This is a genomic window from Rhodococcus sp. OK519 (assembly GCF_003051005.1).
Classification (GTDB): domain Bacteria; phylum Actinomycetota; class Actinomycetes; order Mycobacteriales; family Mycobacteriaceae; genus Prescottella.
Genome location: NZ_QAOW01000003.1, coordinates 91043 through 113444, shown reverse-complemented (window position 1 = coordinate 113444; position 22402 = coordinate 91043). Strand labels below are relative to the sequence as shown.

27 protein-coding genes are annotated in these 22402 nt (G+C 67.6%); 18 read left to right on the top strand and 9 right to left on the bottom strand.

Annotated elements, in window-relative coordinates; all coding sequences use genetic code 11:
- Positions 1-140 precede the first annotated feature (140 nt).
- From C8K36_RS10575 to C8K36_RS10565, 3 genes are all read left to right on the top strand, one after another.
- Positions 141-1217: a 3-deoxy-7-phosphoheptulonate synthase gene (locus C8K36_RS10575; RefSeq protein WP_107984452.1), complete on the top strand. Its 1077-nt coding sequence runs from the start codon at positions 141-143 to the stop codon at positions 1215-1217.
- A 362-nt stretch (positions 1218-1579) separates the two neighbouring features.
- Entirely contained in the window at positions 1580-2224 is a 645-nt protein-coding gene (locus C8K36_RS10570; protein WP_146176487.1) for an SdrD B-like domain-containing protein, read from the top strand.
- A gap of 109 nt (positions 2225-2333) precedes the next feature.
- Entirely contained in the window at positions 2334-2759 is a 426-nt protein-coding gene (locus C8K36_RS10565; protein WP_107984450.1) for a VOC family protein, read from the top strand.
- 4 nt (positions 2760-2763) lie between these two features.
- On the opposite strand, the gene C8K36_RS10560 is transcribed toward C8K36_RS10565, so the two are convergent.
- Entirely contained in the window at positions 2764-3867 is a 1104-nt protein-coding gene (locus tag C8K36_RS10560; protein WP_107984449.1) for an alpha/beta hydrolase, read from the bottom strand.
- 200 nt (positions 3868-4067) lie between these two features.
- On the opposite strand from C8K36_RS10560, the gene C8K36_RS10555 reads away from it, so the two are divergent.
- The 4 genes from C8K36_RS10555 to C8K36_RS10540 all read left to right on the top strand — a co-directional run bounded on the left by C8K36_RS10555 (position 4068) and on the right by C8K36_RS10540 (position 8081).
- A complete protein-coding gene (locus C8K36_RS10555) occupies positions 4068-4679 on the top strand; it encodes a TetR/AcrR family transcriptional regulator (protein WP_107984783.1) in 612 nt (203 codons plus the stop codon).
- A 143-nt stretch (positions 4680-4822) separates the two neighbouring features.
- A complete protein-coding gene (locus C8K36_RS10550; RefSeq protein WP_107984448.1) occupies positions 4823-6019 on the top strand; it encodes a PP2C family protein-serine/threonine phosphatase in 1197 nt (398 codons plus the stop codon).
- On the top strand, positions 6016-7641 hold the full coding sequence (locus C8K36_RS10545) for a sensor histidine kinase (protein ID WP_107984447.1): 1626 nt from the start codon (positions 6016-6018) through the stop codon (positions 7639-7641). The genes C8K36_RS10550 and C8K36_RS10545 overlap by 4 nt, the downstream gene beginning before the upstream one ends.
- Positions 7638-8081: a response regulator gene (locus tag C8K36_RS10540; protein WP_107984446.1), complete on the top strand. Its 444-nt coding sequence runs from the start codon at positions 7638-7640 to the stop codon at positions 8079-8081. The genes C8K36_RS10545 and C8K36_RS10540 overlap by 4 nt, the downstream gene beginning before the upstream one ends.
- Before the next feature lie 9 nt (positions 8082-8090).
- Here C8K36_RS10540 and C8K36_RS10535 read toward each other — a convergent pair whose 3' ends face one another.
- The 5 genes from C8K36_RS10535 to C8K36_RS24800 all read right to left on the bottom strand — a co-directional run bounded on the left by C8K36_RS10535 (position 8091) and on the right by C8K36_RS24800 (position 10300).
- Positions 8091-8825 (bottom strand): SigB/SigF/SigG family RNA polymerase sigma factor, encoded by a 735-nt coding sequence (locus C8K36_RS10535; RefSeq protein ID WP_258195370.1) that lies wholly within the window; start codon positions 8823-8825, stop codon positions 8091-8093.
- Positions 8826-8888: 63 nt separating this feature from the next.
- Complete coding sequence (locus C8K36_RS10530; RefSeq protein WP_107984444.1) at positions 8889-9323, bottom strand: anti-sigma factor; 435 nt, start codon at positions 9321-9323, stop codon at positions 8889-8891.
- Positions 9320-9739 carry an ATP-binding protein gene (locus C8K36_RS10525; protein ID WP_107984782.1) on the bottom strand — a complete coding sequence of 140 codons (420 nt, stop codon included), beginning with the start codon at positions 9737-9739 and terminating at the stop codon, positions 9320-9322. The genes C8K36_RS10530 and C8K36_RS10525 overlap by 4 nt, the downstream gene beginning before the upstream one ends.
- A gap of 17 nt (positions 9740-9756) precedes the next feature.
- Entirely contained in the window at positions 9757-10122 is a 366-nt protein-coding gene (locus tag C8K36_RS10520; protein ID WP_107984443.1) for an STAS domain-containing protein, read from the bottom strand.
- Between the two features lie 37 nt (positions 10123-10159).
- Positions 10160-10300: a hypothetical protein gene (locus C8K36_RS24800; RefSeq protein ID WP_181319504.1), complete on the bottom strand. Its 141-nt coding sequence runs from the start codon at positions 10298-10300 to the stop codon at positions 10160-10162.
- Between the two features lie 195 nt (positions 10301-10495).
- Here C8K36_RS24800 and C8K36_RS10515 point away from each other — a divergent pair, with 195 nt between their 5' ends.
- From C8K36_RS10515 to C8K36_RS10495, 5 genes are all read left to right on the top strand, one after another.
- Positions 10496-10918 (top strand): hypothetical protein, encoded by a 423-nt coding sequence (locus C8K36_RS10515; RefSeq protein ID WP_107984442.1) that lies wholly within the window; start codon positions 10496-10498, stop codon positions 10916-10918.
- A gap of 180 nt (positions 10919-11098) precedes the next feature.
- Positions 11099-11566, top strand: a complete 468-nt coding sequence (locus C8K36_RS10510) for an SRPBCC domain-containing protein (RefSeq protein ID WP_107984441.1) — start codon at positions 11099-11101, stop codon at positions 11564-11566.
- A complete protein-coding gene (locus tag C8K36_RS10505) occupies positions 11563-11895 on the top strand; it encodes an ArsR/SmtB family transcription factor (RefSeq protein WP_107984440.1) in 333 nt (110 codons plus the stop codon). The genes C8K36_RS10510 and C8K36_RS10505 overlap by 4 nt, the downstream gene beginning before the upstream one ends.
- A 19-nt stretch (positions 11896-11914) precedes the next feature.
- The gene (locus C8K36_RS10500; protein WP_107984439.1) at positions 11915-12358 is read left to right on the top strand and encodes an SRPBCC family protein; all 444 of its coding nucleotides are present in this window, start codon (positions 11915-11917) and stop codon (positions 12356-12358) included.
- 103 nt (positions 12359-12461) lie between these two features.
- Positions 12462-12752 (top strand): WhiB family transcriptional regulator, encoded by a 291-nt coding sequence (locus C8K36_RS10495; protein ID WP_107984438.1) that lies wholly within the window; start codon positions 12462-12464, stop codon positions 12750-12752.
- Here the strand turns inward: C8K36_RS10495 and C8K36_RS10490 are convergent.
- Positions 12749-13765 (bottom strand): AraC family transcriptional regulator, encoded by a 1017-nt coding sequence (locus tag C8K36_RS10490; RefSeq protein ID WP_107984437.1) that lies wholly within the window; start codon positions 13763-13765, stop codon positions 12749-12751. The genes C8K36_RS10495 and C8K36_RS10490 overlap by 4 nt on opposite strands.
- Positions 13762-14946 carry a pyridoxal phosphate-dependent aminotransferase gene (locus tag C8K36_RS10485; RefSeq protein ID WP_107984436.1) on the bottom strand — a complete coding sequence of 395 codons (1185 nt, stop codon included), beginning with the start codon at positions 14944-14946 and terminating at the stop codon, positions 13762-13764. Before C8K36_RS10485 ends, C8K36_RS10490 begins: the two co-directional genes overlap by 4 nt.
- 131 nt (positions 14947-15077) lie before the next feature.
- On the opposite strand from C8K36_RS10485, the gene C8K36_RS10480 reads away from it, so the two are divergent.
- Positions 15078-15677 carry a carboxymuconolactone decarboxylase family protein gene (locus tag C8K36_RS10480; RefSeq protein ID WP_107984435.1) on the top strand — a complete coding sequence of 200 codons (600 nt, stop codon included), beginning with the start codon at positions 15078-15080 and terminating at the stop codon, positions 15675-15677.
- Here the strand turns inward: C8K36_RS10480 and C8K36_RS10475 are convergent.
- Positions 15607-16572, bottom strand: coding sequence for a sigma-70 family RNA polymerase sigma factor (locus tag C8K36_RS10475; RefSeq protein ID WP_107984434.1), 966 nt, complete (start codon positions 16570-16572; stop codon positions 15607-15609). The genes C8K36_RS10480 and C8K36_RS10475 overlap by 71 nt on opposite strands.
- A gap of 407 nt (positions 16573-16979) precedes the next feature.
- Between C8K36_RS10475 and C8K36_RS10465 the strand changes: the two genes are divergently transcribed.
- Genes C8K36_RS10465 through idi form a run of 5 tightly spaced genes read left to right on the top strand, consistent with a single transcriptional unit; the run spans position 16980 to position 22349 of the window.
- A complete protein-coding gene (locus C8K36_RS10465; RefSeq protein ID WP_107984433.1) occupies positions 16980-17795 on the top strand; it encodes a carotenoid biosynthesis protein in 816 nt (271 codons plus the stop codon).
- Positions 17792-19087 (top strand): glycosyltransferase, encoded by a 1296-nt coding sequence (locus tag C8K36_RS10460; protein WP_258195369.1) that lies wholly within the window; start codon positions 17792-17794, stop codon positions 19085-19087. The genes C8K36_RS10465 and C8K36_RS10460 overlap by 4 nt, the downstream gene beginning before the upstream one ends.
- Entirely contained in the window at positions 19084-20706 is a 1623-nt protein-coding gene (gene crtI, locus C8K36_RS10455) for a phytoene desaturase family protein (protein WP_107984431.1), read from the top strand. The genes C8K36_RS10460 and crtI overlap by 4 nt, the downstream gene beginning before the upstream one ends.
- Positions 20699-21682 (top strand): phytoene/squalene synthase family protein, encoded by a 984-nt coding sequence (locus C8K36_RS10450; RefSeq protein ID WP_107984781.1) that lies wholly within the window; start codon positions 20699-20701, stop codon positions 21680-21682. The genes crtI and C8K36_RS10450 overlap by 8 nt, the downstream gene beginning before the upstream one ends.
- A 40-nt stretch (positions 21683-21722) precedes the next feature.
- Positions 21723-22349, top strand: coding sequence for an isopentenyl-diphosphate Delta-isomerase (idi, locus tag C8K36_RS10445; protein WP_107984430.1), 627 nt, complete (start codon positions 21723-21725; stop codon positions 22347-22349).
- The last annotated feature ends 53 nt before the right edge of the window (positions 22350-22402 follow it).

Genomic DNA, 22402 nt, shown 5'->3' with positions numbered 1-22402 from the left:
TGGTTTAGCAGGCCGGCCCCGGGTGGGTCGGTCGGCGTAACCACGCGCTGACAATCCACCCCCGAGCCGGATGACAGACCGGCTCGCTGGGATTCTTCACAGTCTTCGAGGGTCGGCCTGAGAACAGGAAACCGAACCCCATGACCGTTATTGCAAACGATCAGCGCCTCGACGATCAGCGCACCGTCAGCATCAGCCCGCTGGTGGCGCCGTCCGTCGTGCGTGCCGAGCACACCCCCGACGAGGTGGCCGCTGCCACCGTGCGTTCGGGCCGTGCCGCCACCGTCGACATCCTCAACGGCGACGACGACCGCCTGGTCGTCGTGGTCGGACCGTGCTCGGTGCACGATCCCGAGGCCGCCATGGACTACGCACGCCGTCTGGCCGCGAAGGCCGAGGAACTGCGTGACGACCTGCAGATCGTCATGCGCGTCTACTTCGAGAAGCCGCGTACGACGCTGGGCTGGAAGGGTCTTCTCAACGACCCACACCTCGACGGCACGTACGACATCAACACCGGACTGCGGATGGGCCGCAAGCTGCTGCTCGACATCTCCCGCCTCGGCCTGCCGGTCGGCTGCGAGTTCCTCGACCCGATCATCCCGCAGTACATCGCCGACCTGGTCACCTACGGCGCGATCGGCGCGCGCACCGCGGCCAGCCAGGTGCACCGTCAGCTGTGCAGCGCGCTGTCGATGCCGGTCGGCATCAAGAACTCCACCGAGGGCGACGTGCAGGTGGCCGTCGACGGCACCCGCGCCGCGGCGGCCAGTCACGTGTTCCCCGGAACCGACCTCGAGGGCCAGGCGGCGCTGATCCACACGGTCGGCAACCCGGACTGCCACGTGATCCTGCGCGGCGGCACCGACGGCCCCAACTACGACGCCGAGACCGTTGCGGATACCCTTGCGCGCCTTCACAAGTCGGGTCTGCCGGAGCGGGTGGTGGTCGATGCGAGCCATGGCAACAGCCGCAAGGATCACAACAAGCAGGTCGACGTGGTCACCGACATCGCGGAGCGTATCGAGGCAGGCGACCGGGGCGTCGTCGGCATCATGCTCGAGAGCTTCATCGAGGCCGGACGCCAGGACCTGACGCTGGGCCAGGCCGACGAGCTCACTTACGGTCAGTCCATCACCGACGCGTGCATCGACTGGAGCACCACCGCTGCGACGCTCGATCGTCTTGCCGCCGCGGTAGCCGCTCGCCGCGGCTGATTCGGCTGCCGCTCGACGGGCCGCGCCTTCCCTTCGGGGGTGGCGCGCCCGTCGCGCCGAAAATGTACTGCCGTGCATTCCGTGAGAATTACATCCATTGGCATTACAGTATTGCCATTGTTTGGTGGATGAAGAATAAACGCGGCAATATTCATAAATGACGCCGAATTGATCAGAATTCGGCGAGTCTTGTAAATGAGTGTGCTTACCATCCCCTCGGTAATTGTCCGCGGAACCTGAGGGGGTTCGACGTGAAACGAAGGCTTTCAGCTGCAGGGACGTTGTTCGCAGGACTTGTGCTCGCCACGATCGGCCTTCCGGGAGTGGCAAGCGCCGATCCGTTCCCGGCGATTTCGGGAACGATGACCAACACGTGTGCCGACGACGGGAATCCCGTGGGCGCGTGGGTGGAGCTCCACGATGCCGTGACCAATGTCGGCGTGGCGTCGGTGACGACAGGGCCCGGCGGAGTCTTCGAATTCCAGAACATTCCACCGGGTGACTACTCGGTGAATCTGTACCCGCCGGCAGGGTGCGGATCCGTTCCCGACAAGCTCCCGGCGGACACGACCAGCGGAAATCCTGTTACCGGGCTGAACCTCGAAATGGTCAAGGTCTTCAGTATCTTCGGCTTCGTCACCGGGTGCCCGGGAGATACGGGGCAACCGACGGAGAATGTCACCGTCAACCTCCGCGACAACATGGACGCGATCATCTCCACCACGGAGACCAACCCCAACGGCTGGTACTTCTTCCAGTACAAGCCGGCGCAGGCGGGATACGTCGTCGAAGTCGTCCCGCCGACCGGCTGCACGGGTAGCCCGTTGACGCAGACGGTCGACCTCAGCTCGGGAGACGCGAACGATGTCGCCTTCGCCCTGACTCCGCAGTCCTCCGGATCGCTCGGTTCGATCGGTGCGTCACTCGAGAACATCTTCGGCTCGGTGAGCGGGTCGGTAGAGCACGTGCTCGGTTCATCGGGTTCATCGGGATCCTCCGGTAACTGACATCGAAGACACCTCATCTCCATCAGGCTGCTCCGCGGTGACCACCGCGGAGCAGCCTTCGCGTCCGATGCCGCCCGGACTTGTCGGTGGCCGGCAGTAGCGTCGGCACATGGGATACGAAATTCAAGTCACCGTGGATTCGAAAGACCCGCACAGCCAAGCTAAATGGTGGGCGCAGGCGCTCGGTTGGCGCGTCGAGCCGAGCGACGAGGAGTTCATCCGAGGACTTGTCGCCGCCGGGCACGCACAGGAATCCGACACCACAGTGTTCGAGGGCGTGCTCGTCTGGCGGGAGGGCGCAGCGATCAGCGACTCCGAGCATCCGCAACGGCCACGCATGCTGTTCCAGCTGGTACCCGAGGCCAAGACGGGGAAGAACCGTCTGCACCTGGACCTCCGGGTGGGGGACCGGCGCGAGGAGGTGGCGGAGCAACTCGTCGCAGCCGGTGCCGCCGTGTTGCATCGGGGGCAGGTCGGACCCAGCGTGTGGATCACGATGGCCGATCCGGAGGGCAACGAGTTCTGCGTCGGCTGAGCGGTCACTCCACCGGTTCGACTGCCTCCGGAGCCGGGCCGGTGGTGTGCGTCGCGAACGACAGCCCCACCCGCAGGGCTCCGGTCGCCTCGAGGAGCGCATCGACACCCGCGCGCCCGTAGCCGGTGAGGTTCACGAACGCGTGCACCAGGCCGGGGTGGACCCGCAGTGTCGTGGGAACCCCCGCGGCCTGCAGCCGTTCGGCGTACTCGAGGCCCTCGTCGCGCAGGACGTCGAATCCGGAGAGCGCGATGTAGGCGGGCGGCAGGCCGGTGAGGTCCTCGGTGAGGATCGGTGACGCCCGCGGATCGTTGCGGTCGTCGACGGCCGGGACGTAATGATCGGTGTACCAGTCCATCTGGGCCTCGGTGAGGAAGAAGCCGTCGCTGAAGAGTTTGTAGGAACCGCGCTTGGCGGTCATGTCGAGCCACGGGAAGAACAGCATCTGGAAGGCCGGCCGCGGTCCTCCGTCCCGCGTCGCCTGGGAGACGACCGCGGCGAGGTTGCCGCCGGCGCTGTCTCCGGCGACGGCCACCCGGTGGGGGTCGACACCGAGAGCCGCCGCGTTCTCCACTGCGTATCGGAAGGCGGCCACCGCGTCGTCCGCGGCTGCCGGGAACGGGGCCTCCGGTGCCAGTCGGTAGTCCACGGCGAGGACCGCCACCTCGGCGTGCTGGGCCAGGAAGCGGCACAGCGAGTCGTGACTGTCCAGGCTGCCGAGCACGAATCCGCCGCCGTGGAAGTAGACGAGCAACGGTGCCGCCGGCGGCAATCCCTCGGGCCGGAACATGCGTGCGGGAATCGGGCCGGCCGGAGAGGGAATCGTCAGGCACGTCACCGATGCCATGGGGATCGGGCGCCCACTGACCAGGCGCGCCTCGAGATCGATCTGCGCGCGCGACTCGGCGATCGGGAGTTCCTCGAAGTCCGAGTCGGGCAGCAGTGCGAGCATGCGCAGCATCAACTGGATCTCGGTGTTCAACTCCTGTCCGTCGACCCGGATCGGGCGCCCCGCGAGGGCGCGTTGAACAGGGGAGGGCAGCGAACCGGCGATCGTGGCTGCGGTCCGCACCACCGATTCGAGCACCGATTCCATCGTCATCTTCATCGGTTGATTCGTCCTCTCGCGCCGGTGCCCGGGCGGGGGGCATCCGGGTCCTCGAAGTCTGTCAACCGACCAGCTTGGAAACAAGGGTGAAATCGGACATCGGACGTCCCGGCACATTCATCGCGTTTAATCCTGGTCCCGGACCGGTCACGCCACTACGCTGCCGACATAACTGCATGGGACGTTCGGGAAAGGTTGCGATGCCATACGTTTCGGTGGAACAGCGGCGCAGGGACCTGATGGATGCGGCGATCCGAGTCTCGGCGGAGGTGGGGTTGGCCGCCGCGAGCACGAGGGCGATCTGCGCCGAGGCCGGCGTGCAGCAGAGCGTGTTCCACTACTGCTTCTCCTCCAAGGAGGAACTGTTGCGCGAACTCACCCGCGAGGTCGTCGCGGGGTTCGTCGAGAAGGCAGTGGGCAGCCTGACCCCTGGCATCGACGTCGAGGAGTCGATCTTCAAGGGCCTCATGAGCCTGTGGGAGACGGTCCGGGCACGGCCCTCGAAGCAGTTGGTGTTCTACGAACTGACGATCGGTGCGGTGCGAGCGCCCGACCGCAGCGACATCGCCGAGTGGCAGTACCGCGAGTACTACGCCTCCACCGGCGAATTCCTCGCCAAGCTGGCGGCGACCGCCGGCATCGAATGGACCGTGCCGATTCCCGTGCTCAGCCGGATGGTCACCACCGCCATCGACGGCCTCATCCTCGGGTGGCTCGCCGACGGGCGGGCGGACGAGGTGGAGGCGTCGCTCGCGTCGTTCGCGAAGCTGTTCGCGGGCCTCGCCGTGGTGATTCCGGTGGTCGCGGCATAGCGGCGAAGGAATCGCCGCGCGGCCGGCTGGAGATCCGAGCTCGTCCCGTTCGGCTGTGTGAGTCAGGCGTCCGATAGGCTGGCGATCTGCAGTGTTGCCGGTTTGACGCGATAGGAGCTGTTCGTGGTCCTGTCGACAGAATCATGGGTGCTTCGGGCGTGACGACGACACCGGACACCCAACTCACCGTCCTGCTGATCGAGGACGATCCCGGCGACGCTCTTCTCGTGGAGGAGATGGCGCTCGACGCCATGCCCGGTCTGGATCTCGTCTGGACCAAGTCCCTCACACACGCACGGGCGTGGCTCGAGACGGACAGGCCCGACTGCATCCTGCTGGACCTGCACCTCCCGGATGCGCAGGGTCTCGATGCTCTGGCAGCGGTTCAGCGCTCCGCGGACGGTGCGCCGGTAGTCGTGATGACGGGCCTGGCCGAGGATCTGACCGGTCTGGCAGCCGTCGCCGCCGGTGCCCAGGACTACTTGGTCAAGGGCCGAGTCGATGCCGACATGTTCGCCCGGTCGGTGCGGTACGCGATCGAACGCAAGCGCGCCGAGAACGCCGCGACTGCGCTCCGCGCCAGTGAGCAACGCGCTCGGGAGAACGCCCGCTTGGAGAGGGGACTGCTTCCCGTTCCGTTGCTGCGCGGCGACAACGTCGACGTGGTTGCGCGATACCGTCCGGGGCGCGCACACGGTCTGCTCGGGGGCGATTTCTACGATGTCGTCGAAGACCGGGACGGTGGGGTGCATCTCCTCATCGGAGACATCTGCGGGCACGGTCCGGACGAGGCCGCTCTGGGTGTCAGCCTGAGAATCGCCTGGCGCACGCTGGTCATCGGCGGTGTACCCGTCGAGTCCGCGATGCGGACACTCGAGGAGGTCCTGATCGCGGAACGTCCTCAGCGGCACATCTTCGCGACCATGACGACCGTGGTTCTGGCACCGGACCGGACCACGATGCAGGTCATCCGCGCGGGACATCCCGGCATGATGATGCGCACAGCGGCGGGCGTCGACTGGCTCGAGGTCCCGGGAGGCCCCGCCGTGGGCTTGGGGCGCAAGCGGGGAAGCTGGACAGCGCAAGAGGTGAGCGTCGACCCTCGGACCGCGATCGTCCTGTTCACCGACGGGCTGTTCGAGAGCCGGATCGGCCCGACCGAGCGATTGGGTGAGGAGCGACTGCTCGAGTACGCGCGCACGTGTGGGGCGGCGTCGGCGGACGAGTTCGTCGACGCGCTCATCGGCCACGTGGAGAGTCTCGCGGCCGACCACGGAGGCCTCACCGACGACATCGCGGTCGTACATGTACGAATGACGAAGGAAGACGGCAGTAAATGAGTTCGCAACCGCAGCCCGCGACCCGTGGTTCGGGTGGTCGGACCGTCAAGGCCTGGTTCAACCTGCTGCTGACGGTCATGGTGGTGCTGATCTGCGTCGGAGCGGTGAGCGCGGCCGTCTCCCTCGAGCGCACCCGCGAGGCCACCGACGAACTGATCGAGGGCCTGATGCCGGCCCGGGCCGCGGCCGCCGATCTCGAGGCGTCGTTGCTCAACCAGGAGACGGGCGTCCGAGGCTACGCGCTGTCCGGGGATTCGTCGTTCCTCGAGCCGTACACCGAGGGGGTGCAGATCGAGCAGCGAGCGATGGACGAACTGCGCGGAATGATCGGTGACAGATCGGAACTGGGTGACGATCTCATCGAGATCAAGCAGGCTTCCACCGACTGGCGCAGCGTCTTCGCCGATCCGTTGCTCGCGCGCACGCCCGGCGAGGGCAACCCGATCGATCCCGTCGTCTACGAGCGCGGCAGGCTTGCGTTCGACCAGGTCCGGGTCCTCATCGGCGAACTGGACCAGCACGTCGAACAGGCTCGTCTCGATGCGATGGATCGTCTCGCGGACGCGCGCCACCTACGGACGATCGTCTTCTCGGTGATGTTCCTGGTGTTGTTGGCCGCCACCGGCATCCTGGCGGTGCTGATCCGCAAGGCGGTCCTGAACCCGCTGCGCCGACTGGGAGAATCGTCCAGGAAGGTGGTCCAGGGCAGCTTCGGGCAGCGGATCGACGCGGGTAACGGGCCCTCGGACATCCGTGCCCTCGCCGAGGACGTCGAGGCGATGCGGCAGCGGATCGTCGCCGAACTCGAGATCGTGCAGGACCGGCAGGCCCGCCTCGAAGCGCAGACCACCAAGCTGGACGCACAGACGGTGGAACTGCGGCGCTCCAACGCCGAACTCGAGCAGTTCGCCTACGTCACGTCCCACGATCTGCAGGAGCCGCTCCGGAAGGTGGCGTCGTTCTGCCAGCTCCTGGAGAAGCGATACGGCGACGAGCTCGACGAGCGCGGCCGCCAGTACATCGATTTCGCCGTCGACGGCGCCAAGCGGATGCAGGCGCTCATCAACGACCTCCTGGACTTCTCCCGTGTCGGTCGCATGAGCGCCGGCTTCGAGCCGCTGTCGCTCGATCGACCCTTTGCGAAGGCGCTTTCCAATCTCGCTGCTGCGGTAGAGGATTCTGGTGCTCGGATCCACGCGCCCGAACGGCTTCCCGACGTCGAGGGGGATCCGACACTGTTGACGATGCTGTGGCAGAACCTGATCGGCAATGCCATCAAGTTCGCCGAGCCCGGAACGGTCCCCGAAGTGTCGATCAGTGTCGAGCGCCGGCCGGACGTCGGTTGGTTGGTGAGCGTGCAGGACAACGGGATCGGCATCTCGGGGGAGTTCGCGGATAAGATCTTCGTCATCTTCCAGCGTCTGCACGCGCGCGACGAGTACAGCGGCACCGGGATCGGATTGGCGCTGTGCAAGAAGATCGTCGAGTACCACGGTGGGCGGATCTGGCTCGACACCGACTACACCGGTGGAGCCCGCTTCTGCTTCACCCTGCCCGAGGCCGCCGACGTCGACCGCGGGGCCGAAGAGACCATCCGCACCACAGAAGGAGCCCTCACATGAGCGCTGCAGGCAATGCCATCGACGTCCTCCTCGTCGAGGATGATCCGGGTGACGAACTGATGACGCGAGAGGCGTTCGAGTTCAACAAGGTTCGCAACAATCTCCACGTCGTCCGTGACGGCGAGCAGGCGCTGGACTTTCTCTACCGCCGCGGGGCCTACACGGATGCCGTCCGGCCCGAACTGATCCTGCTCGACCTGAACCTGCCCAAGTACGACGGCCGACAGGTACTCGAGAAGATCAAGTCGGATCCGGATCTGGCGGATATCCCCGTGGTGATCCTGACGACGTCGGGAGCCGAGGAGGACATCGTCCGCAGCTACAAGTTGCACGCGAACGCGTACGTGACCAAGCCGGTCGACCTGGATCAGTTCATCGCTGCGGTCCGTCAGATCGACGATTTCTGGGTTCAGGTCGTGCGGTTGCCGAATCGCCGCTGAGGGCGACGCTCACTCCAGGTTCGTACGAATCCCGGCGAGGATCTTCGACAGCAGTCGGGAGATCTGGACCTGCGAGACGCCGAGTTCTCGCGCGATCTCCGTCTGCGTCTTCTCCTCGAAGAACCGCAGCTGGACGATGCGCTTCTCTCTCGGTGCGAGCCGATCGATGAGCGGGCGCAACGCGAGGTAGGTTTCCGTCTTCTCGAACTCGTCCTCGTCGGCGACGAGAGTGTCGGCGAGCGTTTCGTCGGTGCCCCCGTCGCGCGTGGTGGGGCTGTCCAGCGAATGGGTCTGATAAGCGCCGGCGGCGGCGATGGCTTCGATGACCTCGTCCACGTCGGCACCCAGTTCGGTCGCCAGTTCGGAGGCGGTCGGGGACCGGCCGAGCCGCTGGGACAGTTCTTCGGTCGCTTTGGTGATGCCGAGACTGAGGTCCTTGACGCGGCGAGGTACACGGGTCGCCCAGGCGTGATCGCGAAAGTAGCGTCGGATCTCGCCCATGATGGTCGGCACGGCGAAGGCCGCGAAATCGCTGCCCCGGGTGTGGTCGAACCTGTCGACGGCGTGGATCAGTCCCATGCAGGCGACCTGGTAGAGGTCGTCCATTTCCTGACCCCGGCTGGCGAAGCGCCGCGAGATGTTGCGGGCCAGGGGAAGTGAACGGGCGACGATCTGCTGTCGCAGTGCGACGCTGCGGTCGTCGTCGGGTGCGTGGTTCGCCAGTTCGGCGAACAGCCGCGGCACCTCGCCGTCAGCCTTCCAAGCGGGCGACGAAGAGGCGTCACCTGCTGGCGCAGTTGACAACGGTCACACCAGCTTTCGAGTGCACAGGGTGACGGTCGACTCGTGGGCGCGCCCCGAGTCGTCGGGCTGCTGGGAGATCTCGATCGAGTCGGCGAGTGCACTGAGGATGCGCCACTCGAGGCTCCCGTGTTCGGGCTGCCAGTCGCCGACGGTGGTCGCGGTGAGGACGACGCTGAAGGTGTCGCCGGCCGCCCGGAAACGGCATCCCAGCTCGGTGCGCTCCGCCGCGGCCGAAATCAGGAGTGTGCTGATCTGGTCGACGGCCAGTTTGAGGTCGGCGGCCTGGTCGAGTGTGCAGTTGTTGCGCATCGCGACGACCTCGGTCAGCATGCGCACGAGGGGCAGCTGATCGTGTTGCGCCGCAACGGTGAGCGTGACCGGCGGTGCGCCGTTCGTCTCGTCGCGCGAGGGCTGAGGACTCGTGTCCGCCTGCTTCAACTTCCAACCACGCTGTTCTCGTCGGGCACGGCGCTGCCGGGACGGCCGCGCCACTGCAGGTGTACCTGGGTTCCGCTGTCGTCGGGGACGACGTCCGCCACATCGCTGCACGAGCGCATCAGTTGCAGCCCGCGGCCACGCCGTGACGCGGGATCCGGGCCGCCGCTCTTCCAGCTTCCGTGATCCGCGATGGTGATCGTGAGCGTCTCGTCGGCCCTGTTGTACGCCGCCTTCAGATCGAACGTTCCCGCACCGTCGTGCGGATAGGCGTGCTCGACGATGTTCGCCATCGCCTCGTAGGTGGCCAGCAACATGTCCGGCACCATTGCATCGGGCAGTTCCGCCTCGGTCGCGAACTCGGTCAGCGCCGCGCGAGCGGCGGACAGTACCGATACCTGGGCGGGAACCGCGACCATCGATAGCTCCACGGAGCTCACACCGTCGCAAGAGCCGCTTCGACAGAGGAATGAACCTCGAGCGTCTCGGTCAGGCCGGTCAGTTCGAGCGGCCGGAGGGTGGTGGGGCCGTGGGCGACGACGATGAATCGTCGCTGATCGGCGAGGTCGTCGCTGCACCGGACCAACACGGCCAGTCCCGCCGACGCGAGGAAGGCGACCTTCGACAGATCGACGATCAGCGCGACGTCGGGGTGCTGCGCCGCGGTTCGTTCCACGGCCTCCTGAAACTCTGGTGCGGTGACGACGTCGATCTCGCCACGCGGGTGCATCACAACGGCACCGCCGGTCACGTCGACGTCGATCGACAGGGTGGACGCTGCTGCGGATCCGGGCATCTCCATGCCGGTAAATATACGGTCGGTCCTCACATGTCCTCGCTCACGCCCGTGCCGTGGACAGCACGGCGAGCGGGGTCATCGGTACGGACTCGCCGCGCTCGCCGAAGTAGCGGATGCCACACCACGAGTAGATGCCCCTGACACAGGCAACTCGAACGGTGGTGCTCGACAAGAACGACATCTGCGGTACTCCCGACCTGTTGATTCGACGCGATCATCAGTCTTCTACCCCGGACGGCGGGGCTTTATACGTCGCCTCCGCAAATCGTCTTCGCCGAAGGTTCGGGTGAGGCGTGGAACATCGCATGTATAGCCACGCGAAGTCCGGGGTAACAGCCTCACGCGAGTTGGTACTGATCGAGAGGACCGGAATGGGATGGCTGGACAAGCCGAACTGCAGTGCGAGGCGCCGACCGGCGTCCTGCCCCGAACAGCAGCCGTGATTCCGATGTCCCGCGCGGGGGGAGCACCGGACCCGTTCGCCGATGCCATGGCGTTGCTGGCGGCGGCCGCGCAACGACCCGTCAGCGCCGTTCGTGTCGGAGACTCCGACGTCGTTCGCGTCGACTTCGAGTTCGGTCGGTACTGCCTCGCCCGGAACGACGAGGCCGGCCTGTGCGCCGATCCCGACGCGATCGGGAGTTGGACGGTGACCTTTCACGATGTCGAGGGCGGTCCGGCCCGAGTGCTCGCCGAGGCCACAGACGAGTGGCTTGCGGACGCGTTCGATCTGGCCTTCGACGCACTGGGTGCCGCCGTGGCGGCGCAGTCTCCGCTGCAAGCGGTGGTCGAGGGCTAGACGTATCAGCTGGTTTCCGACAACCCACGGACTGGTGGCCAGGCGTGCTCGTCTCGACCTGGGGCGGCACGGTGGGGGTCACCTCATCACCTCGTGTGGGTCTGGATGCAACTGATGGTTGCGCATGCCGCCGGGCGCGAATAGTCTCATGTGCAACCGAAAGTTGCATGAGGTGGTCGCGTGGAGTACGGGCGAATCGAGCGGTCGATGTACGTCGAAGCCGCACCGGACGTCGTCTTCGACGTCATCAGTAGTCCGGAGCACTTGAAGGAGTGGTGGCCCGACGAGGTCGTCGGTCTCGAACCGACCCGTGGATCGGTCGGGGAACTCGTGTGGGGCGAGAGGAACTCGCCCGATGGACATGTCGCCCGGATCGAGGTGGTCGAGACCAGGCCGCCTCGGCTGTTCTCCTTCCGTTGGGTTCATCTGACCGACGATGCGCCGAACCCCGACACGGCCATGCTGGTGACATTCGAGCTCACCCCATCCGGGGAGGGCACCACGGTCCGAATGACGGAAACCGGATTTCGCGAGATGGGCTGGGAGGTAGCCGTTCTCGAGGAGCAGTACAACTCGCACATCGAGGGCTGGGATCGCTACCTGCCACGTCTCGTCGAGTACGCCAACCGGCTGGGCGCCAGTCGATGAACGTCGATGACGCGCTCTGGTCGGCGATCGGGGACCCGACCCGGCGACGAATGCTGGACCTGCTGCTGGCGGACGGCCGGGGGACGGCGACCACCCTCAGCGAACAGTTGCCTGTGACTCGGCAAGCTGTCGCGAAACACCTGAATGTTCTCGATCGCGTCGGTCTGGTACACGCGACGCCCGCAGGCAGGGAGCGGCTCTATCGCGTCGACGACGCCCAACTCGCCCGTGCTGTGGCGCAACTCGGCGCCGTCGGATCGACGTGGGATGCCAGGCTCCAGCGCATCAAGCGGATCGCAGAAGGAATCCAACGCAACGGTCGAAAGTGACCAGGGAGAGGGGTTCGAGATGGTCGACATTCTGCACAGGGTCGGAATCGAGTCGTCCTCCGTCGACGATGTCTACGCGGCGTTGACGACGATCGACGGTCTCGCCGGTTGGTGGACCGGCGACACGAGCGGAGACCCGAACGTCGGAGGAACTCTCCAGTTCCGTTTCGGGGAAGGCGGATTCGACATCGAGGTCGTAGAGCTCCGGCCGTCGGAACGCGTGCTGTGGGAGGTGGTCGACGGTCCCGAGGAATGGATCGGCACCCGCGTGCAGTGGGATCTGCGGCGTGACGGCCCCTACGTGATCGTGCTCTTCTCGCACGAGGGATGGAAGGAACCCGTGGAGTTCATGCACCACTGCAGTACCAAATGGGCGGTCTTTCTGATGAGCTTGAAATCGATGGTCGAAACCGGAGCAGGCGCGCCGGCCCCTCGGGACGTCAAGATCGACAACTGGAACTAGATCGCATCCGCCGGGCGCACGATGAGTTTTCCGGCCCGCGCGAGTCTGTACCGATGGTGCGGGAGATCCCCGGGCCGCGGAACAACGTGAGGGGAACGTCGGCATGCCGATCAGCGCGAGTCGCACGGAGGTCGAGTACGAGGGACGGACGCCGTGCCGGACCGGTGATCTGGATCTGTGGTTCTCCCCGGTCCCTGCCGACCTCGAGCGCGCGAAACGGCTGTGCGGAGGGTGCGCGATCCGCACGCGCTGCCTGATCGAGGCGCTCGATCGCGCCGAACCGTGGGGTGTATGGGGCGGCGAGATCCTCCACCGCGGTGTCGTCGTCGCCCGTAAACGTCCGCGCGGACGGCCTCGCCCCACGGCGGGACGCTGCCGGACGGTGGCGTCCTAGCGATAGGCGCTCGGTGTTGCCCCGGTCCACCGTTTGAAGGCGCGTCGGAAGGCGCTGGCCTCGGAGAAACCCAGCCGAGCGGACAACTCGTCCACCGATTCGCCGCGGCCGAGCGCGGCAACGGCGGCGTCGCGCAGCACCTCCTCACGCAGAGCGTTGAGTGAGGTTCCCTCCTGCCGCAGCAATCGGCGCAGGTGCGGCACGCTGATCGAGAGCATCTCGGCGATCTCGTCGGCCGTACACGTCCGTCCGCGCGCACCCATCTCGAGCACGCGGCGCACCTGTGCCGAGGCGGTGCTGTCGTAGTCGCGTTCGGAGAGAAGCAGATTCGGTGATTCGCGCAGATACTCGGCGAGTGCGCTCTCGTCCTGGATGATCGGCGCGCGCAGGATCGAGTTGTCGAACTCGAGCGTCGCCACGCTCGCCCCGAACGTGACCGGGACGCCGAAGATGCTGTCGTAGTGCTTGGCGAACCGGGCCTCGGGCTGCGGGTACGGGATCAGTACCGCCTGCAGCTTCACGCGGCGGCCCACCAGCCAGGCGGCGAATCGGTGCAGCAGGATCAGTTCGAAATCGGTGACCAGGCGAAAGGCCGCGTCGACGAACTCGGGGGAGAAGGCGTCGTCGCGGACGTCGACCCGCACCTCGAGCCGCGTCGAGTGTTCGCCCGGAATCAGGGTGAGCGGCGGAACCGGTAGTGCACGGGTGACGTCTGCCATTCGCTCGAGGGCGCTGCCCAGGTCCGGCCGATGGATGAGTGACAGGCAGATCAGCCGGAACGTCCCGCGCGGCACGGGGGAGGCGCCGATGCCGAACAGTTCGTCGTCGGTGAGTTGCCACGTGGCCTGGGTGAAGGCCGTGACCTGCTCCGGCGTCAGGCGGGTCCGCGGGTCGTCGAGCGCCGCGACGTCGATGCCCGACGCCTCGAGCGTCGACGACAAGTCCGCGCCGGCCGTCTCTGCGAGGCGCAGTGCGCGGCGAAGGAAGTCGGCGGGGACCGTCGCCAGGCTCACTCGGACGCCCTCAACCGCCGCAGCCGGGCCGCCGCCTCCGACAGAATCTCGTCCTGTTTGCAGAACGCGAAGCGCACCAAGTGATTCCACTGGTCCGGGTGGTCGGTGAACACGCTCACCGGCACTGCCGCCACCCCGGCCGTCGGAGGCAGGGTCCGGCAGAATTCGATGCCGTCGCGCGTGCCGAACGCGCTGATGTCGGCCAGGAGGAAGTAGGTGCCGCCGCCCGAATAGACGTCGAACCCGGCGTCGCGCAACGCCGATGCGAGCAGATCCCGCTTGCCCTGCAAGTTGTTTCGCATCTGCCGCACCCACGGCTGCTCATGTTCGAGGGCGTGCGCCACCGCGGGCTGGAACGGGCCACCGGCCACGAACGACATGAACTGCTTGGCGGCGCGGACGGCGTCGACCAGTTCTGCGGGTCCGCACGCCCACCCGGTCTTCCATCCGGTGACATTGAACGTCTTGGCGGCGCTCGAGACCGTCACTGTGCGCTCGTACATGCCGGGTAGCGCGGCGAGCGGGGTGTGGGTGCGGCCGTCGAACACCAGGTGCTCGTACACCTCGTCGCTGAGCACCAGCAGATCTCGCTCGCAGGCCAGTTCGGCGACCGCCGACAACTCGGACTCGGTGAACACGGTGCCGGTGGGATTGTGCGGCGAATTGATCACCAACATCTTGGTGTCGGGGGTGATCGCGGCGCGCAGGGCGTCGAGGTCCAGGACGAACCGGTCGCCGTCGCGGACCAGGGGGACGGACCGTCGGACGGCGCCGGCCAGAGCGACGGCGGCGGCATACGAGTCGTAGTACGGCTCGATCAGCACCACCTCTTCGCCCGGTTCGACCAACCCCAGGATGGCCGCGCTGATCGCCTCGGTGGCGCCGACCGTGACCAGGACCTCCGAGTTGGGGTCGTGCGAGATCCCGTAGCGGGCCGCGCGATCGGCCACGATGGCCTGCCGCAGCACCGGCATGCCCGGTCCGGGCGGGTACTGGTTGAGTCCGTCCGCGATCGCCTGCCGCGCGACCTCGAGCATCGACGCGGGGCCGTCGGTGTCGGGGAAGCCCTGACCCAGGTTGATTGCGTCGTGCTCGGTGGCCAGCGCCGTCATCTCGGCGAAGATCGTGGACGCGAACGGCTGCAGTCGCGAGACGGTGCGGGAGCGGGGCGCTGCGGGCATTTGTCCAGCGTAGCGGCGTGGTCGTCGTCGAACGAACCCGGCCGTGTCACGTTCTCGGCAGCTGTCTCGTCCAAGGGGTGAACGGGCGCAATCGGCGCCCGGCACCGACCGGAGAGACGACGGAGGAAACCATGGCTCGCATTCACGCTGTGACACCGCAGGAGGCAGGTCCGCTGGTGAAGGCCGCGTACTGGTACGCCGGCCGACGCTTCGGTGAGGTGCCCGAACCGTTCGCGGTGCTCGCCAACCATCGCAAGCTGTTCACCGTCTCGGCGCGGCACGAGATGGGCGCACAGAAGGCGTCGACCGTGCTGCCGCCCAACGTGCGCGACATCGCCGTGTACCGGGTGGCGTGGACCGTCGGATGCTCATGGTGCGTCGACTTCGGGACCATGCTCCAGCGTCTCGAGGGCCTCGACATCGACCGGTTGCAGCACATCGGCGACTACGAGACGTCGCCGCTCTACAGCGACGACGAGCGCGCCGCGATCGCCTACGCGGACGCGATGACCGAGACGCCCACCGCCGCCACCGATGAGCAGGTGGCCGATCTCGAGCGGCGCTTCGGCCGCGACGGAGTCGTCGAACTGACCTATCAGGTCGGCCTCGAGAACATGCGCTCGCGGATGAACTCGGCGCTCGGCATCCACGACCAGGGCTTCAACTCGGGTGACGCGTGCCGGGTGCCGTGGGCGACGGAGCAGGAGGAGTCGGAGCCCCGGAAAGCCTGATGCCGCGGTGCTTCTCGGGGTTCGCGATGTCGTAGGCGGCCCACACCTTGCCGTCACGCACCGTGAAACCGGTGATCCTCCCCGGGAAGCCGGGGTGGGTGTCGTCGCCGGATGAGCCGTGACTGACGAAGCCGAGTTGACCGTTGACGCGCGCCGGCGTCGCCGCCAGGAACGTCTCGAGGCCGTACTTGTGCGCGAGTCCCAGGAAGAACCGGGCGGTGTGGTCGGCGCCAGTGATGACGTTGACCGCGGTGCGGGTGGTGCCGTTCGCGTCGCCGATCGTGATCGCGTCCGGATGTAATGCGGCCAGGACTGCCTCGAGATCGCCGGCCGCCATCGCGGTGAGCAGGCGCGTGACTGCCTCGGCGTGCTCGGCGTCCGGCACCGGCGGCGGGGCGTCGGCCACCGCGCGTCGGGCGCGGGAAGCGAGTTGCCGTGCGGAGGCGACGCTCGTCGACAGCATGTCCGCGATCTCGGCGAACGGCACCCCGAAGCCGTCGTGCAGCACGAACGCCACCCGCTGGTCGGCGGTGAGCGTGTCCAGCACGACGAGCGCGGCCAAGCGGTTGTCCTCCTCCCGAACCACCGCATCGAGCGGGTCGGGCATGGCCGACGGCGTCAGGTCCGTCACGATCGGCTCGGGTAACCACTGACCCACATAGCGCTCCCGCCGTGCGGTCGCCGAGCGCAGACGATCGAGGCAGATGCGCCCGACGACGGTCGTCAGCCACGCCCGCAGGTCGTCGATGCGCTCGGCGTCCGTGCCGGCGAGACGGATCCACGCCTCCTGCACGGCGTCCTCGGCGTCGGTGACGCTTCCGGTCAGGCGATACGCCGCGGACAGCAGGTGGCCGCGATGAGATTCGAACGAGTCCGCGAGAGTCGGGACGCTCATGTCGCGATCCTACGACGCGCGCAGAATTCGCTCCCATCCATCGACACGACCGCTCCGAATACCCCCGAAAGGCGAAGGCCACGTCTCCCCGGACGGGCCGGACGGTCGAGGGAAGGGAACTCGTTCGAGATGGTGTTGTCGAATGCGTCGTCACAGCGTGGTGCGGGTTCGGTCCCGGCTGCCACGGGGTTCCTCCAACTCTTCATGGAAGCCAACAGGCTCGCGGGACGCGAGGCCTCGACCGAGTCGTGGGTGCGGCCGGGTGGTGAAGCCGACGAATCGGTACAGGCCTGCGGTGCCGACGCCGCGGGTGATCGGCGACCGGAGTGACGTCGTCCGGGCCGGCCCTGTCCCGGCCGGATCTCCGGCCCATCCTGCCCGCGGCGGGCGGGCGACGGCCGAGAGCGATGCTCCTGGTGTGGGCACTTGTCGGGTGCGCGTTGGCCGCGCAGATCACGTATGCCCTGGTGAGTGGGGGATCGCGCGACACGATCACCGTTGCGGTCGTCGTACTGTCGGCCGCCGCGGTCCTGGTGCATGCGAGTGTGTCCAGGGGCCTGGCGTGGGCGGTCGTGCTGCTCGCCACGACCGCAGGGTTGGGCCTGGTCGCCGAGATGATCGGGACGGCGACGGGGTTTCCCTTCGGTAGCTATTTCTACGCCGTCGATCGCCTGGGGTGGGATATCGGTGGCGTCCCCGTCGTGGTGCCGCTCGCATGGACGGCCGGCTTCTATCCGATCTGGTGTGCGGTGACCTACGTACTCGAGCGGTCACGGACGACTGTGGTCCGGCCGGCGATCCTGCGAACGGTGATCACGGCCGCGGGGATGGTCGGCTGGGACCTGTATCTGGACACACAGATGGTGACGGACGGCCAGTGGACGTGGACGTCCGCCGCCGCCGGACTTCCGGGCATACCGTCGATTCCGTTCACCAACTATCTCGGCTGGTTCGGCACCGCGTTGGTGATGGCGGGTGTCGTCGAGTTCGTGGGCAGGCGTGTCGGCGTGCGTAGCGATGCCCTCCCACGCGTGCCGGACACCGCGCCACTGGTTCTGTTCGTGTGGACGTGGCTCGGCTCGGCGTTTGCGCACGCACTGCTGCTGGAGGGCCCCGAACTGCGGTACTCGGCGATCTACGGCTTCGGCGTCATGGCTCTCGCGGGCATCCCGTTGCTGTGGACGCTGATCCGCCGACGCGAACCGCTCCCGGTGACGGCATGACATCCGGGCCTGCCGCGGTGCCGCGGCGCACGTCCGTCGCCTGGTGGCTGACCGTGTCCGGCGCGATCCTGGCGTCGGCGTCGGCGGCGTTGTCCATCGGCAACGCGCTGTCGATGCCTCGGTTGCGTCGTCCGGTCATCGGTCCGACGTACGAGCGGGTCGTGGTCTGCGTTCCGGCGCGGGACGAGGAGACCACGCTGCCACTGCTCATCGGCGACCTTCGTGCGCAGAGGTATCCGGGTGAGATTCGGATGTTCGTCCTCGACGACGGGTCGCGGGACAAGACCCTGGCCGCCGCCCACCGCGCTGCGGGCGGCGACCCGCAGATCACCGTGCGGTCGAACGCGGTCCCGCCGCCGCCCGGCTGGACCGGAAAGGCGGCGGCCTGCCGGCAACTGGCCGACCTGGCATTCGCCGAGTCTCCGTCCGCCGACGTGATCGCTTTCGTCGACGCCGATGTGCGACTTTCACCCGATGCCATCGCGGCGTCGGTGGCCGCACTGCGGGGCGGCGACGCCGCGCTGCTGTGTCCGTGGCCCGAGCAGTACGCGGGCAGCATCGCGGAGCGACTGCTCCAACCCCTGCTGAGCTTCTCGTGGATGTCGACCGTGGTGGTCGCTGCGGCGAATCGTTCGCTGCGACCGGCGTTGGCCGTGGCGTGCGGTCAGTTCCTGATGTTCGACGCCGCCGCCTACCACCGGATCGGAGGCCACGCGGCGGTTGCATCCAGCGCCACCGAGGACCTCGACATCGCGAGGGCCCTGCGTCGCGACGGTGCACACACTGCGCTGGTGTCCGGTGCCGGATTCGTCGGGTGCCGGATGTACCGGAACGGGGCCGAGCTACGGATGGGGTACACGCGATGGCTGTGGTCGTCGTTCGGCGGACGGGCAGGTGCCGCAGCGGTTCTCGTCTTCGCGGCCGTGGCCTACCTGCTGCCTCCCGTGGCGGCTGTTCTGGGATCGGGTCGTGTGCGCCGCGCGGGGGCTGTCGGCTACTTTGCGGGCGTCGTCGCCCGACTCGGGTCGGCGGCGGCCGAGACGGCAGGCCGCCCCGGCGGCCTCTCCGGGATCGGGGGCCCGGCGCGACGCATCACGAGTGCCGGGGCGCACCCGCTCGCCGTCACGATCTTTGCCGGGCTCGTCGTGGATTCCCACATCCGTCGAGCGCGAAATGCGCTCTCGTGGAAAGGCCGGCCACTGCATCGGCCGACACACGAACCGTCCGCGCGTCGAGCACAGAAGCGAAAGAAGAGAGGAACCCTCATGTCGATCCTGGACGGTGCCGCGTGAAGGCGGTCGACGGGCCCACCGAGTCGGTCGTGGTGGTGGGCGCGGGTCTCGCCGGGCTGTCCGCAGCACTGCATCTCACGGGTGCGGGTAAGCGAGTCACCGTCCTCGAACGGGAGAGCTCCGTCGGCGGTCGAGTCGGCACCTACGAAGTGCTGGACGACTCCGGTCACCGGCTGTACGACATCGACAACGGCGCGAGCGTGCTGACCATGCCCTCCCTCATCGACGACGCCCTCGCTGCGGTCGGTGAGTCGTTCGAGTCCACCTCGCCCCCGATCACGCTGACCACGCTCGCACCGAGCTACCACGCACGCTTCGCCGACGGGACGTCTCTGAACGTCTTCGCCGATCCCGTCGCGATGTCCGGCGAGGTCGAGCGCGTGTGCGGCGCCGGTGAAGCGGCCGGCTATCGCCGGCTGCGGTCCTGGCTGGCCTCGATCTTCGACACCGAGTTCGACCGCTACATCGCGTCGAACTTCGACTCGCCGCTCGACCTCGTGTCGTCGAGAGGCGCGCTTCTCGACACCCTGAGGCTCGCTCGGCTGGGCGGCTTCGGCCGCCTGGGACCGCGGGTCGGATCCTTCATCCGGGACGATCGGCTGCGTCGGATCTTCACCTTCCAGGCGCTGTACGCGGGAATGTCGCCCGACAAGGCGCTGGGCGTGTACGGCGCGATCGCCCACATGGACACCTCGCTCGGGGTCTACTTCCCGGAGGGTGGCATGTCCGCCATCGCCCGCGCGATGGCGGACGCCCTCACCCGGCACGGTGGGGTCGTGCACACGGGCGCGGATGTATCGGCAGTGGATGTCTCCGGCACCCGCGCGACGGGTGTCCGGACCGCGGACGGCCGCGACTTCGCTTGCGATGCACTGATTCTCACAGCCGACATCCCGGTGGTGGATCGCCTGCTCGGCGATGCGGGCGTCGCGACTCGGGGGCGGACCCGGGGCTACGCCGTGGTGTCGCCCTCGGCCGTCGTCTTCCACGGGACCGTTCCCACCGAGGTGACGCGGACGTGGCCGGCGCGCGCCCACCACACCATCGACTTCGGTGCGCAGTGGTCCGAGACGTTTGCGCGCATCACCGCCCCCCGCGGTCGGGGAATGCTGATGTACGACCCGTCGTTGCTGATCACCCGCCCCGCCGTCACCGATCCCGGCCTGCATGTCGTGCGAGACGGCGTCCGCAGCGAGCCGGTCTCCATCCTGGCGCCCTGCCCCAACCTCGACAGCGCCGCACTCGACTGGGACCGGCTGGGGGTGTCGTACATGCGCGAACTCCAGCGCGATCTGGAGCGGCGGGGCTACCGCGATCTGCGGGCGTCGATGGTCGTCGATCATCTCGACACCCCGCGGACCTGGCTCGACAAGGGCATGCTCGCGGGGAGTCCGTTCTCGTCCGCGCACGTGTTCCGCCAGACCGGACCGTTCCGTCGCAAGAACCTGGTGCCGGGTCTCGGCAACGTCGTGCTGGCCGGGTCGGGGACGACTCCCGGCGTGGGGGTTCCGACCGTCCTCGTCTCCGGGCGCCTCGCCGCCGAACGGATCACAGGCACACGCGGCGGTGCGCGGACACCAGCCCCGGCGGGGCCCCGAGTGGGGGCCCATCGTGGGTGAACTCGACGGGATCGATCCCGGCCTGCACGCCGCCTACCGCGTGTGCCGCTCCCTCAACGCGCGGCACGGCAAGACCTATTTCCTCGCGACCAGGCTGCTGCCGGTGTCCAGACGCGCCGGCGTCCACGCGCTCTACGGATTCGCGCGGATGGTCGACGACGTCGTCGACGTCGGCGCGGACATCTCCGTCGGCCCGACGGACCGGACCGCCGCCGCTGCGCTCGACGTTGTCGAGTCGCGGGTCCGCGCGGCCCTGGCAGGCGAGGTGTCGGGGCACACCGAATCCGACCTCGTCCTCAGCGCACTGGCGGACACCACAGCGCGATACGACATTCCGCACGACTATCACTACGCCTTCCTGCATTCCATGCGGATGGACGTTCCCGGAACCGTCATGTTCCGTTCGCGGTACCGGACGATGCCGGAACTCTCGGAGTACATGTACGGCTCCGCCGCCGTGATCGGGTTGCAGATGCTTCCCATACTGGGCACGTCGGTGCCGCTCGACGACGCCGTCGCCCCGGCTCGTGCCCTGGGCGAGGCGTTCCAGTTGACGAATTTCATCCGTGACATGGGGGAGGATCTGGACCGCGACCGGATCTACCTGCCGACCGACGAGCTCGAGGCGTTCGGCGTCGACGAGGATCTCCTGCGGCACTGTCGCGAGGCCGGGCGGACCGACGCCAGGCTCTGCCGGGCCCTCGCTCATCTCGTTGCCCACACCCGGTCGGTGTACCGCGCCGCCGAACCGGGAATCGCGATGCTCGACCCGGCGGCGCGCCCCGCGATCCGGACCGCGTTCGTGCTCTACGCCGACATCTTGCGGGAAGTGGAGGAAGGCGGGTACCGAGTCCTTGCGGATCGGGCCGTCGTCTCCCACCGGCGCCGACTCGCGGTCGCGCTGCCGCAGTTGATTTCCGCGGGATGGACATCCGCGCGGATCCGTCGGGCGAGAGCGCACTCTCGTGCGGCCTGACGCTCGACCAGACCGCCGACCGGACAGGAGAAGGACCCACATGGAACATGTCGTGCTGCTCGACGAGGCGGGACGCGCCGTCGGCACCGAACCGAAAGCGACCGTACACACCACTGCAACCCCACTGCATCTGGCGTTCTCCGCGTACGTCTTCGACGGCCGCGGAAGGCTTTTGGTCACGCGCCGCGCCCTCGACAAGGCCACGTGGCCCGGTGTCTGGACGAACAGTTGCTGCGGGCATCCGGCCCCGGACGAACCGCTGCGGGAGGCGATTCGACGTCGGCTGCGCCACGAACTCGGGATCGATTCCTCCGACGTGGAACTCGTCCTACCCGAATTCCGCTACCACGCGGTGATGGACAGCGGCGTCGTGGAGAACGAAATCTGTCCCGTCTTCCGCGTGCTCTACGACGGACCGCCACCGACGCCGCATCCGGAGGAGGTGCACGACGTCGGATGGGTCGATTGGTCGACCTTCTGCGACGGTGTCGTCAGCGGGGCCCGCGCCGTGTCGCCGTGGTGCCGCGAGCAGGTGCAGCAACTCCGACGGCTCGGTCCGGACCCTGCCTGCTGGCCCGTCGCCCCGGTGACGGCGCTGCCGCCGGCCGCGCGCCACTCCGGAGGCTGTCACAACCCCGTCGCGCCCGGACATTTGTCCACTTTGTAACGCCGATCACATGAATGTGACCCCGGGTAACGGATAGCTGTAGCGTGTTGCCT